General features: G+C 49.6%; 6 protein-coding genes. 1 reads left to right on the top strand and 5 read right to left on the bottom strand.

The window, feature by feature from the left end; genetic code table 11:
* Window positions 1-104 precede the first annotated feature (104 nt).
* The gene (gene proC / locus HWY38_RS16710; protein WP_012117916.1) at window positions 105-944 is read left to right on the top strand and encodes a pyrroline-5-carboxylate reductase; all 840 of its coding nucleotides are present in this window, start codon (window positions 105-107) and stop codon (window positions 942-944) included.
* 36 nt (window positions 945-980) lie between these two features.
* On the opposite strand, the gene HWY38_RS16705 is transcribed toward proC, so the two are convergent.
* The 5 genes from HWY38_RS16705 to HWY38_RS16685 form a co-directional block, all read right to left on the bottom strand.
* The gene (locus HWY38_RS16705; protein WP_014305356.1) at window positions 981-1,727 is read right to left on the bottom strand and encodes a polyketide synthase; all 747 of its coding nucleotides are present in this window, start codon (window positions 1,725-1,727) and stop codon (window positions 981-983) included.
* Window positions 1,728-1,786: 59 nt separating this feature from the next.
* Window positions 1,787-3,034, bottom strand: coding sequence for a hydroxymethylglutaryl-CoA synthase family protein (locus HWY38_RS16700; RefSeq protein ID WP_044802111.1), 1,248 nt, complete (start codon window positions 3,032-3,034; stop codon window positions 1,787-1,789).
* Window positions 3,035-3,091: 57 nt separating this feature from the next.
* Window positions 3,092-4,246 (bottom strand): cytochrome P450, encoded by a 1,155-nt coding sequence (locus tag HWY38_RS16695; RefSeq protein WP_224182234.1) that lies wholly within the window; start codon window positions 4,244-4,246, stop codon window positions 3,092-3,094.
* Between the two features lie 81 nt (window positions 4,247-4,327).
* Window positions 4,328-10,543, bottom strand: a complete 6,216-nt coding sequence (locus tag HWY38_RS16690; protein ID WP_224182233.1) for a beta-ketoacyl synthase N-terminal-like domain-containing protein — start codon at window positions 10,541-10,543, stop codon at window positions 4,328-4,330.
* Window positions 10,540-16,695, bottom strand: a complete 6,156-nt coding sequence (locus tag HWY38_RS16685; protein ID WP_224182232.1) for a type I polyketide synthase — start codon at window positions 16,693-16,695, stop codon at window positions 10,540-10,542. Before HWY38_RS16685 ends, HWY38_RS16690 begins: the two co-directional genes overlap by 4 nt.
* Between the last annotated feature and the right edge of the window lie 3 nt (window positions 16,696-16,698).

Here is a 16,698-nt window from a genome sequence, read left to right as displayed (position 1 = left end):
GCTGAGCACGGCTGATTCGTGCTAATGTAAGGTGGTACCGCGAAACCTTTTCGTCCTTTTTGACGGGAAGGTTTTTTTGTGTTTTGAAAAGAAGGAGGATTTATATGAAGAAAATCGGTTTTATCGGGGCCGGATCAATGGCGGAAGCAATGGTAAACGGACTGCTGCAAAGCGGAATGACAGCCCCCGGACATATATATATGACAAACCGGTCAAATGACAGCCGGCTTGAAGAGCTCCAAAAAACGTACGGAGTGAAACCGTGCCGGGATAAAGAAGAGTTTTTCAGCAATACCGACATTATCGTTCTCGCCTTTAAACCGAAAGATGCGGCAGAAAGCATTGAGAACATTCGCGAATACGTGAAAGATCAGCTTGTGATTTCTGTCATCGCAGGGCTGACGATTCACACGATTCAGCAATATTTCGGCAGAAAGCTCACCATCATCCGGGCGATGCCGAATACATCCGCGGCCATTCAGCAATCGGCGACCGGTTTTTCCGCAAGCTCCGAGGCGAGTGAAGCTGAAATCCGGACGGCAAAAGAGCTTCTGGAAACAATCGGAGAAGCGACGCGCTTTGAAGAAAAACACCTTGATGCCGTCACAGCCATTGCCGGAAGCGGTCCCGCCTATGTGTACCGGTATGTCGAAGCAATGGAAAAGGCCGCCCTTCAAGCCGGCCTGCCGGAAGAAACGGCAAAAGAGCTGATTTTACAAACCATGGCCGGGGCGACGGAAATGCTCAGAACAAGCAGCAAACGGCCTGAACGCCTGCGCAAGGAAATCACAAGCCCGGGCGGCACGACTGAAGCAGGCCTTCGCGCATTAGAAGAGCGCCGCTTTGAAGAAGCCATCATGCACTGCATCGCAGAAACCGCAGCCCGGAGCGCCGAAATTAAAGAACAATTCGCAGGCTCCGTTCTGCAAAAGACGGACCAGTGATAAAGCATGGGGCTTCCCATGCTTTTGTCATTCTGTTTAACTGCCGTATAAGCGGCTGATTCTCTCTTTTACTTCAGGAAGATGGAATGTGGCTTCGTGCATGTTCACCTCTTCCTCAACCGCTTTTGTCAGCTCTCTTTTGATCCGTGCGGTCACATTGGTTTTCAGCGCAACCAGTGAGGCTCTCGGTTTATCCGCCAGCAGCCGGGCTAATTCGCGGCCTCTTTGAAGGGCGTCTTTTTTCGGCAGCACTTCAAACGGAACTCCCCGTTTTTCCAGAGCGGCGCCGCTGAAATTCGCCGCCGTAAACAGCATTTCTTCCCCGAGGACAATTCCCAGTTTTTCAGGCACAATATACGTCGCGCCCATTCCCGGTGTAAATCCGTACTTCATATAATTACAAGAATAAAAACTCTCTCTGCTTAAAATCACGAAATCCGAGCTCAGACCGATCGTAAAGCCGGCTCCGATCGCATGCCCCTGCATGACGGAAATCACGGGAATCCTGCAATCCAATAAAAGACTGTGAAGCTTTAAATCTGTAAATTGGAGCTTTCCGCTCTGAATGGTCAAAAGCCCCTCCTGCGTTCCTCCCGTGCAGAAATAATTTCCGTAACCCGTCAGAAGGACGGTTTTATAGGACGGATGGGCATTGATGTCTTGGAATACCCGGTGCAGCTCTCTGACAAACTCTTCTGACAGCCCGTTTTTCCCGGCCGTATCCTGCATTGTGACCTGCACAATGCCCGGTTCTGTTTCCTGTACATCAATCATTGGATTCATGTTTATTCTCCGTTTCCTTAAAAATACTCAAGCCTTTCCGGCTCTGAGTGTTTCTGATATTAAGTCGTCCATTCATACTTTCTGTGAAACTCTTTTATTTCAGTCAGCACCAATCGTGTTTTTCCTTGATGCGCATTCGGGATGTCTGCTGCGGGCGCGGCATTTCTAGTGCCGAATTTTACGATGCCGCTGTCTTGGAGCAGCCGGTCATAATCAGCCATCGATAAACGGACGCGTTCATCCAAATGCCGGCTGATCTGAAATTGATTCTGCCGCGTACGGCTTTGCGGCATAACGACACCGCTGTAAAATTCAGAGCAGCAGCCCGAACCGTATGAAAAACAGCCGACGCGTTTCGGCGTTTCAAAAGAGCCGTTATCAATCGTGCTGGCAAGAGATAAAAATACGGTGGCTCCCATGATGTTGCCGACGCGCTGACAGTATTGAATCCCAGGCAGCACGCGTTGCTGAAAATCCGCTTCAATGTCTTGCGGCTTAGCCTTTGCCAATTTTCTCATCATCGTCCGATGCGCTCCTTTTACCATTCCGCCAAACGGAGTATGAAAAGAAAGATATTGAAATGTATTCTTATAATCCGCCCCGCTCACACGCTTTCCGTATTCCTGAAATGATTTTTCACAGCAGTCCAAATAAGACATGAGCGACAGATCAGCATCCCCCGCTTCACTATCCGGAATCGGGCGGCAGGTATCCATGACTTCATACCCGTAATACCCGCTTGCGCCTTGATCAAGCAAAAAGACATGAGGGGTGCTGCTGACTAAAAGCGCCACAGCTCCCGCCCCCGCACTCGGTTCGGCATAGGACCATTCCTCCGTCAACGCGTCACCGCCTTCAGCCACTAAAAAGCGGGAAATATCCGTTCCGATGATGAGCGCTTTCGCTCCCGGCGATGTTTGCGATAAGATGAAATTCACGCCCATTTGAAACCCGGCCGTTAAAGAATAGCAAGCCTGTTTCACCTCAAATAACCGGCAATTCCGCTTCAGCTGCAAATAATCATGGACATATGTACTGATGGATTTGCCAAAATCAATCCCGGATTCCGTACAGGTAATGACCATTTCAATCTGATTCCGTTCCTCTTCTGACAGAGAGTCGATAATCGGTTTTGCGGCATTTACGGCGAACGTAATCGGATCTTCAAACGGAAGCGCCACCACTTTTTCTTTCATCAGCAGGTTCTCAAACCTTTTTTTATCCAAGTTCCGATGTTCCGCAAGCTCCATGACGTCTACATACGCGGTTCCGCCAAACACGTTCATTGCTTCGATTCCTACATTCATTTCTCCAAGCCCCCAGAGTAAAGAGGCTTCCTGCGGAAGCCTCTTTTATTTTTTCGTTCAAAACTCAACAAGCAGCCTGTCAACGCCGTGAAATACAGGGCTCGGAACCAGATTCGGCTCTTGATCCTCAGTAAAACGCCATGCGGGCATCTGTTCAAAAAAGTGGGAAAGCGCGATTTTCGCTTCAAGCCGGGCCAGCGGCGCTCCTAAACAATAATGGCTGCCCTGACCGAATGACAGATGCTGATTCGGCTTTCGTCCCAAGTCAATCTGATCGGCATTTTCAAACTTCTTTTCATCTCTGTTCGCCGATCCAATCCACGCATACACTTTTTCTCCGGCCGGAATCGTTTTTCCGCCAATCTCGCTCTCAACCGCAGTGTAGCGGGTTACCCGCTGAATGGAAGGTCTGAGGCGGATGACTTCCTCAATAAAGTCAGGAAGGAGCGCCTTATTTTCAAGCAGCCGGGGCAGAATGTGCGGGAACTCCTTGAGACTGAGAAATGAATTTCCGATCACATTTTCCGTCGTTACGTGCCCCGCGACAATCAACAAGCCGCAAAAACCGATTAATTGCTTGTCTGACAGCGGCTCTCCGTCTAAATCAGCTGAAATTAAATGGCTGATTAAATCATTTTGCGGCTGTTTTCTCCGCTGTAAAATAAACTGCATGAAGTATCCGATCATCTGCTTTTGCACTTCATTCATTTTCTTTTCATCTTTTACATTCTGGCTTTGGTCGACCCAGCTTTTAAAGATATCTCTGTCTTTCGGAGGGAATCCTAGAAGCTCTGCGATCACGATAATCGGAAGCGGAAATGCGTAATCTTCAATAATGTCCATCCTGCCTTTTGAACGGACTGCCCGAAGCAGGTCATCAGCGATAGCGGCTATGCGCGGTGCAAGAGTCTCAACCGATTTCGGCATGAACGGCTGATTGACCAATTTTCTGAAGACGGTGTGTTCAGGCGGGTCCATTTTCAAAAGGCTGTCTTTGTTAATATGCCGAATCATTTTTTCCTGTTTGTCCGCACTTAAGTATTTATGATCGGAAGAAAAATGACTGTAGTCAGAAATCACCCGCTTCACTTCATCATAGGTGAAGATTTCCCAGCAATCTTCCTTTTCATTGTAATGAACGGGAGAGGTTTCTCTCATCGTTTGGTACCACTTGTACGGCTGCTGCTGTCTGATTTTTGTTAAACTGGTCATTTTCATTCCTCCAAGATGTGATCAAGATTTGAAATGACCCGCCGAAGCTTACGAGTAAACCCGGCGGGCGGATATGTGAATTTACGGTCTTGTTTTGGCGGGCTGCTTCAGCATCTCACCATGCACGTTCAGTATCTTTTCCTGCAGCTGCAGGAAGCTGTGTTCTGTCATTCCGTCTGCCGAATATAAAACGCCGCAAAATTCAGAAATCGTTTCGACTGCGCTGTCTTCAGCCAATAACGTCATATGGTTGGATACCGCCACATCCATGATGGCAATGTTTGTCATATGCTCTTCCCACTGGCTCCAATAGTTGACGAAATCAGCGGATAAAATATCAGCCCTGATTGTAAAATACGGATCAAGCTCACCCAAGAAAATACCGTTTTTATTTCGGAAATAATAGCATGTCACCCCGTTCGGATCCGGAAGCGGCAGGAGTTCGTAATCAGTGATTTCGTAAGCGTCCTGAACATTTATATTCTGCCTGATCAGATTTTTCACCAATGTGTCCGTCTTCGTTAACCCCCGCTGTTTGGCTTTTGCGATTAATTGCTCTAAAAATATGTCTTCATGAAGATCGGCATTCAGTTCATCACGATGAATCAAGGTTTTAGATATGCGTTCCGGATGTTGATAGATCGGTGCAAATAAAGCCATGTTCACCGTCTGCAGCATCATATTTTTATCAAATAATTCATCAGGAATGTTTATTTCCCGCGCACCCGCTGAGTCAAAGGAGTCGAGCATGACGATTGACTCAACGGTTTCTCCAGCCAGCTGCAATTGCCGTGTGACTTCATAAGCGAGCATGCCCCCTAATGAATAGCCGCCTACATCGTAAGGACCCCGGGGCTGCACGGTACGTATGAGCTTAACGTAATACTCGGCCATGTTTTTAATGCCGCGGATCGGTTCCCGTTCTGTCATCCACCCTCTTGCCTGAATTCCGTAAAAAGGACGCCCGGTCCGTTCGGCAACAGGCTGGTACAGCTCCACTGCCCCCAGCGCGGAATGAAACCAGAAAATCGGTCTTCCCTTTCCACCCGGGTTAAGACAGATCAGCTCGGGCGGTTCTTGATCATCTGTCTCTTCTGATATATCGTTTTGTTTCGTATGTTCTCCATGTACTTCCTCAGTGTCTTTCTGGACAGAACCGGTCAGATACCCGGCTAATGTTGCGATTGTCGGATATTCATAGACCAGGTTTGCCGTAATAGACGCTTGATAGGCTTTATTAATGGACTGAACCCATTCCACACCGATAATAGAATCCAGCCCCATATCAATGAATGCCTCATGCTCATCAATATCTTCCGGCTTCAGAAACAGGATGTCCGCAAGGCTTTCTTTGAGCTCTTTGCGCAAAGTGCCGTCAGCGATGCCGGCAAGGGGAGTTTCTGCTTCCGGGATTTGCGGACGTACCGCTGTTTCCTCCGCTTCAGCATACTCGGGTTTCTTTATTTGCCCCGCTATATATTCCGCAAGCTCCTTAAGCGTCGGGTGTTCATACACCTTATTGGCAGTAATCTCAGTGTGGTGCGTTTTATTTACTGTTTGTATCCATTCAACCCCGATAATGGAGTCAAGCCCCATGTCGATGAAAGGCTCATCAGCATCAATATCTTCCGGTGACAAAAATAAAATATCTGCCAGGCTTATCCTCAATTCTTCAAGCAATGTTCTATTGTCTTCGAAAACGGCTTTTTCTGGCTGCTGGACAGAAACAGTACCATCCAAAGGCTGTAACACGATCGGTTTTTGCAATGTCTCCGGTTCAAACGCTCTCATTTCGATCTCAGTTAAAGGAGTCAGAGAAAGCAGCCCTTCATGTTCAGGCTGCGGCGAAGACGGGAGAACGGTTTGCGTTTCAGACTTTTTCATGGCTTGACCTGGTAAAGAACTGTTTACATCAGCCGCCCAATACCTTTCTTTTAAAAACGGGTAGGCAGGAAGCGGCGTTTTATAATATTGCCCTCCGTCAAAAAGCCGTGTAAAAGGAAGATCATACCCTCTGCAAAAAAGGTCAGCGATATGTGCCAGGCTTTCTCTGTACTGTGCGGACGAAGCCGCCGAGCGGCACTGTTCAATGCATTCCATTCCGAATGTTTTCATTCCGGCTTCTTCTGCCGGCTTCTGATCCTTCAAATTGGACACAAACACACCCGGAAGCTCTCTTTTTACAAGCCACTCCGATAATACCCGCTTCAGTTCGTCCGCACTGCTTACGATACAGGCAAACCGGTGATGTAAATGCTTTCTGCCGAGCAGGAGCGTATAACTTATATTTCCCAGATCGCTGTCTTTGTTCTTGCTGAGTGAATCCAGCAGGCGTTCTGCCTGAATTTCCAGCTGACGCTCCGTCCGCGCAGATAAAGGAATGAGGCAGGCCGGTTTTGCCGGTGACCGGCGCACAGTTTGCGGCGCCTCTTCAATCACAAGATGGGCATTTGTTCCGCTGAATCCGAATGAACTGATGGCGGCTCTGCGCGGTGCATCCGGATTCCGTTCCCACGGTATCAGCTTTTCATTCACAAAAAACGGGCTGTTCGCAAATTGAATATGCTGATTGGCTTGATGAAAATGCAGGGAAGCCGGAATCTGCCGATGCTTCAGCGACAGCAGGATTTTAAACAGTCCGGCCATCCCCGCGGCCGCAGCGGCATGTCCGAGATTGGTTTTTACAGAGCCGATGGCGCAATATCCTTTTTTATCCGTATAGCGGCGGAAAGCGCGCGTTAAGGCGCCAAATTCGATCGGGTCGCCCAGTGCAGTGCCCGTTCCGTGAGCTTCCACCATTTGAATGGTTTCCGGATCAATGTGAAAAGTATCATAGACATGCCGTTCCAATCGTTCTTGAGATAGCGCGCTTGGAGCGGTGATTCCGTTTGTAGCGCCGTCCTGATTCATTGCAGAGCCTTTTATGACGCCGTACACATGATCTCCGTCACTAACAGCGTCGCTAAGACGTTTCAGCACCACCGCTCCCACGCCTTCCCCCGGCACGAACCCGTCCGCGCTTTGATCAAACGTATGGCAGCGTCCGGTCGGTGACAGCATATTCGCCTTATTTGACGACTGATAAAAAGCGGGAGTGGATTGAATGAAAACCCCGCCCGCCACCGCCATTTCCGTTTCTTTCATCCAAAGCCCCTGACATGCCAAATGAATGGCTGTCAGCGAACTGGAACATGCTGTATCAACAGTGATCGCCGGACCTTGTAAATTAAGATGATAGGCGATCCTTGCCGGAGTGACGGAATTGTGATTGCCCCAAAAAGCCTGCGCGGGCCCCTGCTGTTTAAAAATGGCCTGGTAATCTCCGCCGCAGGAGCCGGCATACACGCCGCATTCCCGGCCTCTTACCGAGTCCCCCGCATATCCCGCATCTTCAAGCGCTTTCCATGATTCTTCCAAAAACAGCCGCTGCTGCGGGTCCATATAGGTCGCTTCACGTCCCGATATATGAAAGAAAACGGGGTCAAAACATTCAATGTCCTCTATAAAACTGCCATACTGGCATTGGCTGTCAGAGACATCCCATCTGTCTGCTTTTTTAATCAGATCCCGTCCGGCGGCTAAGTGTTCCCAAAACTCATGGACATTCTCCGATTCAGCAAACCGCCCGCTCATCCCGATAATCGCGATCGGTTCTTTTTCAGGTAACACAGCTGCTGATTTTACTGTATCGGCCGGATCCTTTTGTTCGGGGCGGTACGTCATTTGATACGGCTCAGAAACGCTGATGACGATTTTCCCGATATTTCCGCGGTCATCCAGACAGTGATACGCTTCTTTTATGTCTTCAAAGGAAAAGATTTTTGAGATGACAGGCTGAATGACTCCCTCTTCCGCCAGCCGCTGCAGTTCCAATTGATAATCCTTGACCTGATCCGGATTTTGAAGGGACAGCTTCCGCAAATCCACGCTGTGAAACGATTGATTGTTATGAAGGACGGACAAGTCGACTGATTTAGCGGATTTCAGCGCAGTCATGGCAATTTCGATATATCTTCCGCCCGGCGCCAGGCAATTCATTCCTTTTTGCATGGCATCACCGGCCAGGGTATTAATGACAACATCCACCCCACGGCCGCCGGTCATTCGCATGATTTCCGTTTCAAAATCTTCTTCTAAATAGCAAATGGTATTGTGGACCCCGAGCGAATGCAAATACTCAATTTTTTTCTGTGATCCGGCCGTGGCATATATTTCCGCGCCGATATGCCGGGCCATTTGCACCGCGATCAGCCCCGTTCCTCCCGTCGCGGTCTGAATTAATATTTTTTCGCCTTTTTTAAGTCCGGCTTTCCGGAAGGCGTCTATCATTGTCACCGCCACGGTGGGAAGAGCGCATGCTTCTTCAAAGGTCAGCCGGGCCGGTTTATGATAGACTTGATGTTCTTTACATGTGATGAGATTCGCCTGAGATCCAAATTCCTCTCCCATGCCGACAATCACTTCATCACCTGGAATGACAGATGTTACATGCCTCCCTGTCTTGATCACGACGCCGCTTGCTTCAAATCCCGGAGTGAACGGATAAGGCGGCATCGTCGGGTACAGCCCTCTGACACAAAGCAAGTCTCCGAAGTTTAAAGAAAAGGCGCGGACGGCTATTTGAACTTCGTCATCTTTTGTCTCGGGCACTTCACTGCGGGCGATCGTCAGATCTTCAATGCCGCCCGGACGGTCAATCACAACCCGGAACATTCCCGAGTCATCGGACTTTGCGAAAGAAGGCGGGATACGTTCTTGTTTCGGTTTCTGATAACCGTTTTCCTTTCTTTCCGTCTGCAGAGGTTTTTCAGCAGGCCGTTCTTCCTGAAGCGCCGGGCGGATTTTCGCTCTTTCGGTCTCCAGAGAAGAGGCTATGATGGTTTCGTATTCTTCCGAGATATAACCGGTCAGCAGTTTCACATGATAGTAATCAAATAAAATCGTTGTCTGCAGTGTAAGATTCAAACGCTTATTAATCTCATTAATCACATTGACGGCCAAAATGGAATCAATGCCGTATTCAGAGAAATTCAGTTCTTCCTGAATATCCTCTTCTTTCATTTTTAATACATCGGCAATACTTGTTTTGATGACTGAGCGGACATGGGAAGCGACCGATTCCCCATCAGCCTTAACAGCTTGATGCTCCTCTGGGGCGCGGCTGCGGGAAACAGGCTGTGCGGGCTTTCGGAAAACTTCGGCCGGGACGGCGTATGGCTTTCTGCCGTCTCTGATCCCTTGCATCCGGACGAGTCCGTCACTCTCAGCTGCGATAATCTGCTGACCTAAATCATGAGCCGTTTCAGCAGGGAAACAAACCGCTCTGTATCCTTCCGAATGCAGCACACGCTCCCACGATTTTGGATATAAGCCGGGACTTCCCGGAATCCGAAGCTCAGCATCCTCACAGGACCACCAGCCGTCAAGCAGCCCGAAGGTTAAATGGGTAAAAACAGAACGATCGCTGATTTCGTTTATCAGAATCATCCCGTTGTATTTCAGGAGCGCTTTCAGACGGCGCAGTGTCAAACCGATATTTTTTGTGGCGTGAAGCACATTGGCGGCGATGACAATATCGTAAACACCCGTTTTGATATTTTGTGATTCGCAAGGCTCCTCCGCATTAAACAAGGCTGTTGTCAAATACGGCACATCAGGTCCATATTCCTGTTCGGCATGCATTAAAAAAGCTTTAGAAACGTCCGTATAACAATATTCCGCAATCTGTTTTGCAAATGGTTGCAGTTTTGTAAACAGCATGGCGCTCGTTCCGCCCGTCCCGGCCCCTACTTCTATCAGCCTGATACGGGCATCGGGGTGTTCTGTAAGATAGGCTTTCAGGTAAGCGGCCGCGGAATCTGCTAACACTTCATTAAAATAATCCGCAACCGGATTATGCTTATAAACACCTTCAACGAGCCGCATTGATGAATCGGGAAATACGATATCCGTAGCCGGACGTTCTCCTTTTAAAATGGAAGGCATCGCTTTTATCGTCGCCTCAGCCAATTCAGCTTGCGCAAGCTCCCCATTGGGAAGCAGGCGTTTATGGGCATTCCACTCATTCCAGACTGTGCGGCCGTCCGGGCGCTGATCCGTGAGAAGAGTGATCGTGTATCCGTCATACGCGATATATCCGCTTTCTTTTAATAGATTCAGGCTTTCTTCCAGCCATCTGCCGTATGTGCCGATCACGCCGGCGCTCCGCATGGATGCTGCAGGTGTAGTGACAGGCTCGCTGAAAAACCCGATTGACTGTAATTGGTAAAAGAGCAGTTTGCAAAGAAGTCTGTTCATATGCGCAACTCCATTTCTCGTTTTAAAGTCTCAAGCCGTTCATTCCGATCCGGATTTTGCCGCTTGACGCTTTCCATAAATGAAGGCTTCGGGCCGGATACAACCGATATTGCATCTTGATCCGTCAGCGCGGCTAAGCCGTGCGGAGCAGCTTTAATGAATGCCGCTTGACTGAACGGTTCTGATAGTAAGACTTCCAGCGCCTCCATTGCTTCATCGGGTTCAATAGAACCGATCCCTGACGCCTCCATCCGTTTTCTGTAAGACGGGTCTGATACAACGCCCAGACTGCCCCAATATCCCCAATTCATGACTTTCACTTCACAATCAAGCAAGGAAGCGATATGGCGGGCAAAGGCGTCTTGAAATGTACACCCTGCCGCATAGTTGCTTTGCCCGGCATTTTTTGTGAAAGAATTAACGGATGAGAAAAACAGCACAAAATCAAGCGGTTCTCCCTTAAAAGCTTCGATCATTCGGACGCTCGTATTCACCTTAGCTGAAAAAGCGTTTCTGAAAGAAGCTTCATCCATATTCGCCATACTTTTGTCGACAAGCGTTATCGCGGAATGGATGACTCCCGTTATATTGCCGTATTGCTCTCTTACGGAACGGACGGCAGCCTTAAGCGCTGCGGCATCTTGAGCATCAGCCTGTACATAATGCGGCGCGGAGCCTGATAGCGCCAGCCTGTCTATTTTGCTCTGAATCTCCTGATCCTTCGGCCGCCTGCCGATCCATATTATCCGTGCCTTGTAACGGGTGATCATGTATTTGCTCCATGCTTCTCCGATGCCGCCCGCTCCGCCGATGACAGCATAAACGCCGCCTTCTCTGTACGACATACGCGGAGCGGAACTTGTCAGCACCCGGACTGTTTTTTGCTTGTGCCAAGCTCCGTTACGGTACGCGGCAGCATTTCCGTCCGGATCTGGAGGGAGGCGCCAGATGTCTTTCATTTCAGACGAATCACTGTCTTCTTCTGCATCAATCAGCCTGATGTCCCAGTTCGGATATTCTTTTGCCAATGAACCGATCAAACCGTGTACACCTGCATGCTCAGGCTGCGGCAGATCACCCGGATACACGCACTGTGTCTGCCGGGTGACCGCCGTAAAGCTGATGTTTCGATTTCCATACCCGAGTGACAGCAGCGCTTTGATGAAACGGAAACATTGAATCACCCCATTCTCCTGCTCATCAAGCATTTCCTGACTGACGGATGCGGGTGCGAAACGATCCGGCGCAATCCATAAGAAATGGCGGATATCCTGATATCCGGCTGTCAATTCACGTAATGTTTGCTCGCTTGAATGATCCGGCGTCTCCGCCAGATGGGCGCGGGGCCACATTTTTGCCGCGGCCTTTATGGTATTTCCCGGCTTTCCGATGATCAGCAATTGTTCCTGATCAACCGCTCGATTTTCTTCCAGGGAAAAGAAAGTTTTGTCCCAAACAGGGGCAAGCATCGCCGTCTGAACTTCCTGCCGTTTGTTTTCGGTTTGGTTTGTCTGCCGGACAGCCCGGCAGGAGAAGCCTGTCAATCTCATACAAACAGCGCCGTTTTCATCACATAAATCAATATCCAGCGTCAGCGCTCCGTTATCTGACCGATCGCTCTGTTTGCGGACAAGCGCCCACATCGTTTTCTGAGTCGGCTGAAATATTTCTGCCTGCCTCAGGGAAAACGGCAGCATCGGAGTGTCTCCGGCAGTATCTGAACCGGCACCCAATGACGCCTGAAACGCGGCATCTAAAAGACTCGGGTGGATGACAAACTGATCGGCGGTACTGTCTGCCGATTCCGGCAGCGACAGCCGGGCTGCAGCGCCCCTCTCTCCGATCATCAGCTGATTAATTCCTTGATGGCTCGGCCCGTATATCATACCCGCATGCCGGAAAGCCTGATAAACCTCATCAGACGTCATAACCGATTGGCTGCAGCCGGACAGCCAGCCCTCTAAGTGAACTGACGGAACCGCTGCTATCTCTCCTGATACCGCGGTGCCTTTACTGTATAAAATCCGTTCTCCCCCGGGTTCTTCCGATAGGCTGTAAATCGTAAATTCAATGTCTTCATTTTCCTTAAGGATAAGGCTGATATGGACTTCTACATCCGTCCCCTTATGAACGACAGGCCTCATCCATATGAGATCTTTCAAATACAGTCCTTTACGTCCGTCCGGCACAGCGCATGCGGCACGCTCAACGGCCGCCCTGGCCATTTCGATCACGGCGGCTCCCGGGAGCACCTTCTCCCCATTGACTGTGTGATCAGTGAAAAAGAATTCCCGTCCGGTAAAAACGGATGTGAATTTCAGCTCCCACAGATCGGATGTGTTTTCATGAAGCAGCGGATGGATCACCGTTTTGCCGTCATCCCTTTTTGAAACCGCCTCGGCTTCATCTTGAATCCAGCATCTGACCTTTGCAAACGGATAGGCGGGAAGGCTGATTCTCCGGGGTTTTCGTCCCGAATATAACAAGTTCCAGTCCACATCGACTCCCTGCACCCACATGTTCAGCAAATGACCGTACTTTCTCTTTTTCAGCCATTTGACCATGGCTTCCTGCAAATCTTCATCAGATTCAAACACAGCAACTGTCTCATGATTTCGCTTCGCCCGCCCCCTGTAAAGATGCGGTGCGTTTTCATTTTCCAAGTACGATCTGAGCTTGTCCTCCAGCTCCTTAAGGGAGTCCGCAATGAGAGCCAGCCGCTCATCCATCGCTTCCCGCCCCGCTTGTAAAGTGTACGCGACATCAAATAAGTCCGGCTTATCCGTATGCTTCTTTTGAAGAAAAGCAAGAAGGCGCTCCGCATATTCTGTCAGACGCTCCCCATTTTTCGCAGACAGCAGAATGACAGCCGGCTCTTGGCTGCTGATTGTTTGTTTGACAGGAGCCTCATATTCTTCAATAATGATATGCGCGTTAGAACCGCCCGCACCAAAGCTGCTGATCCCCGCCCTGAGCGGCTGTTCTTCTCCGTCTGCTGAAATCCGTTTCCAATCTGTTAATTCCCGGCAGACGGAAAACGGCCCTTCGTCAAATTGGATATTCGGATTTAAAACATCCGCATGCAAAGATGGGGCGATTTGTTTGTGCTTCATCTGCAACAGCACTTTTGTGACAGCGGCGATGCCTGCTGCTGATTCCCCATGACCGATATTTGATTTGACAGACCCGATGAGACATGTTTCAGGAACATCACCGAATGCATCGGTTAAAGCCCGGATTTCAATCGGATCGCCTAATTTTGTCCCTGTCCCGTGCGCTTCCACATAGCTGATCTGGCCCGGAGATACCCCCGCTTCCTGTAAAGCTTGAGAAATGACTTCGCTCTGCGCCTTGGGGTTCGGTACGGTGTAACCGCTCGCTCTTCCGCCGTGATTAATGGCAGCTCCTTTAATGACGCCGTAAATCCGATCTCCGTCGTGTACGGCGTCTTCTAAACGTTTAAGAAGCAGCACCCCGACTCCTTCTGCCGGAATATAGCCGTCACCCCCGGCGCCGAAACTCCCGCAGTGTCCTTTAGATGAGATGAACTGCCCTTGGCTCAGCATGAAGTACTTGTTAGGATGAACGGTGAGATTCACTCCGCCGGCAAGCGCCGCGCGAATCCGATGATCCCGCAGATCCCGGCACGCCATGTACAATGAAGTCAGAGAACCCGAACACATCGTATCGACCGAAATGCTCGGCCCTTGAAAATCACAAAAATAGGAGACACGGTTAGCAATGGATGAAATCCCGCCGGGGAGCCCGATATGCCGTCCTTTCACTCCCGCTTCAGCCGCGAATAGCGGGTATTCCTGATACATGACACCGGCATACACACCTACCTGACGGCCCAGTTCAGGTGATGTCCTCGTATATCCCGCATCCTCCATCGCCATCCACGCATGCATTAAAAACAGCCGTTCCTGAGGATCAAGGTGTTCCGCTTCACGGGGGGAAATCTTAAAGAACTCAGGATCAAAATCGGCGATCCCGTCAATGAATCCGCCCCATTTGCTGTAGATCGCTCCCGGCGCCGTCCGGTCCTCGGAAAAGTAATGTTCCCATTTCCAGCGGTCTTTCGGAATTTCGGTAATACAATCCTTTCCTTGTTTGAGATTTTCCCAAAACGCATTGATATCATCGGCCTGCGGATACTTGCCGGAAATTCCGACAATGGCAATATCCAGCGGGTTTCCTTTCGTTTTCTGACGGCTTTGATTCCCGGACGGGGCAAAAGACGCATTTTCAAGCCGATTTGGCTGAAGCACTTCTTTCACAGACGCGTTTTTCAATTCCGCCAGCTGTTCTCCGGTATGGCTGAGGACTGCGGCGTCAAATGAGAGAAACCCGTCTTTTTTATGTTTGATTGTATTCACCACATAGACGGTATCAGACATGACAGGTCCGTAAAGCGTCAGCCTCTCAATCATGAGCGGGACGTGAATCCGCTTTTTCAGCTGCAATTCTTCTTCACCGAGCGACATATAACAAGAATTCAATATAAGCGGGTCAAATGCAAAGTGATGCAGATCGCCTTTTTCTTTTTTTCCTGATAAGTCCAGCTGCAATAAAAAGGAGCTCTCACTCATTTTGTATCCCGCCGTTACCGTTTTCAGCATAGGGCCTATCGTGAAGCCGGCAACCGAATCGTACAGACGGGAAATGACATCCGGCGCCACCTTTTGTGCATGCGACTTCATTTGTTCAATGTCATATGATTTTTTCACGGGTGCCTCTATACCTCTGCTTATTTCTCCTTCGGCACACGTCTTCCGGCTTTCTTTACCTGAAACAGAGCAGCTTGCGGTAAAGCGTTCGGCACTCTTTTCTGCTGCAAATGAAATGTCAATATGTGCGGCCTCTCCCGTCTCCAGCGTGACGGGCCCGCCCGTAAAACGGATATCTTTCAGCTCGGCGGGATACGTGCCGGAATGAGACGCTCCGGATGCTTCAAGCACCAGACACGGATACACTACACCCATCAGTGCCGGTTTGCTGAAAACCAGATGATCCTGAAGGAATGCTTCATGTTCATAGAAAGTAAATGTCTGACTCCCTGATTGCGTTTCAGAGACCGGTGCTGCATTCGCGACAAGGCCGGATGATTCATCTGTTCCTTTTGTTTTTATGTCTTCAAGCAGTTCGGATATGCTGCTGCATTCAAATAAAAGAGTCGGATTCAGCCGCAGATCAAACGCCTCTTCGATGTCTTTAATAATGGCCAGAAGCTGTGACGATTCAAGGCCTAATTCAAAAAACACGGTGTGCGCATCATTTCTTGTGACAGGACGGCCTACGTATGTTGAGAAAATGCGGTATAAGGTTTCCTCCATCTGCTGAACGCCTGGTATCAGCTGCCGGTCTGTCCGCACCTTTTTGGCTGTCAGGCCGAGCAGTGAAGCAATATGCGCACCGCTGAGGTTGTAAAAGTCAATATCCATTTTCACCATTTCAGACGGCGTGCCGGACTTTTTCGAAATCACCGCGTAACAGCGCTCCGTAACGGTCTCAGCGGCAATAAACGAATCATAATAAATCGGTAAAAACAAACCGGCGCCTGCAGCTGTCTGCAATACGCCGGAGGCCATGGCGGCACCGTCCATCAGCGCGGGGTGAAAGAGAGCGCCGGGGAGATTTTCCTGGCATGAATCAGACTGCCGAATATCAAGGAAACATTCCTCTTCATTTGCATAGATCTCTCCTTCCGGCTTCATCAGCCCGTCATGCGACAGTCCCCGGCTTCTCGCGTCTTCGTAAACCGTATGCAAAGAGACTGATGGAAGTGCGGCTTGTTGTTTTTTCTCCCCTGCGTCAAGGCGCCTATCTGATGAGAAAACCCCTTCATGCACCTCCGCTGATAAGAAAACCGTCCCGGAATCCGCCCCGCAAATCGAGGCAGTCCAGAACTCCTTTTCTTTACTGAATATGACACTCACATCAAGCCGCTCTGACCGTTTCACTGATAAAGGATGATAAATGGTCACCCGTTTCAGACAGATGGAACGGAATGAAAGATCAAGGCTTTGCTTTGCCAGCTGATACAGCATATCAATATAGGCCAGACCAGGCATGACAGATTCGCCGTGAACAAGATGGTTTTTCATAATGGGATGTTCTGCCGTCAGGCGCAGATTCACTGTTTTTTTCATGGT

It is taken from the genome of Bacillus sp. KS1, from assembly GCF_020075515.1.
Lineage (GTDB): Bacteria > Bacillota > Bacilli > Bacillales > Bacillaceae > Bacillus > Bacillus velezensis.
The sequence above is the reverse complement of the archived record's forward strand: the minus strand, read 5'-3'. Positions and strand labels throughout refer to the sequence as shown.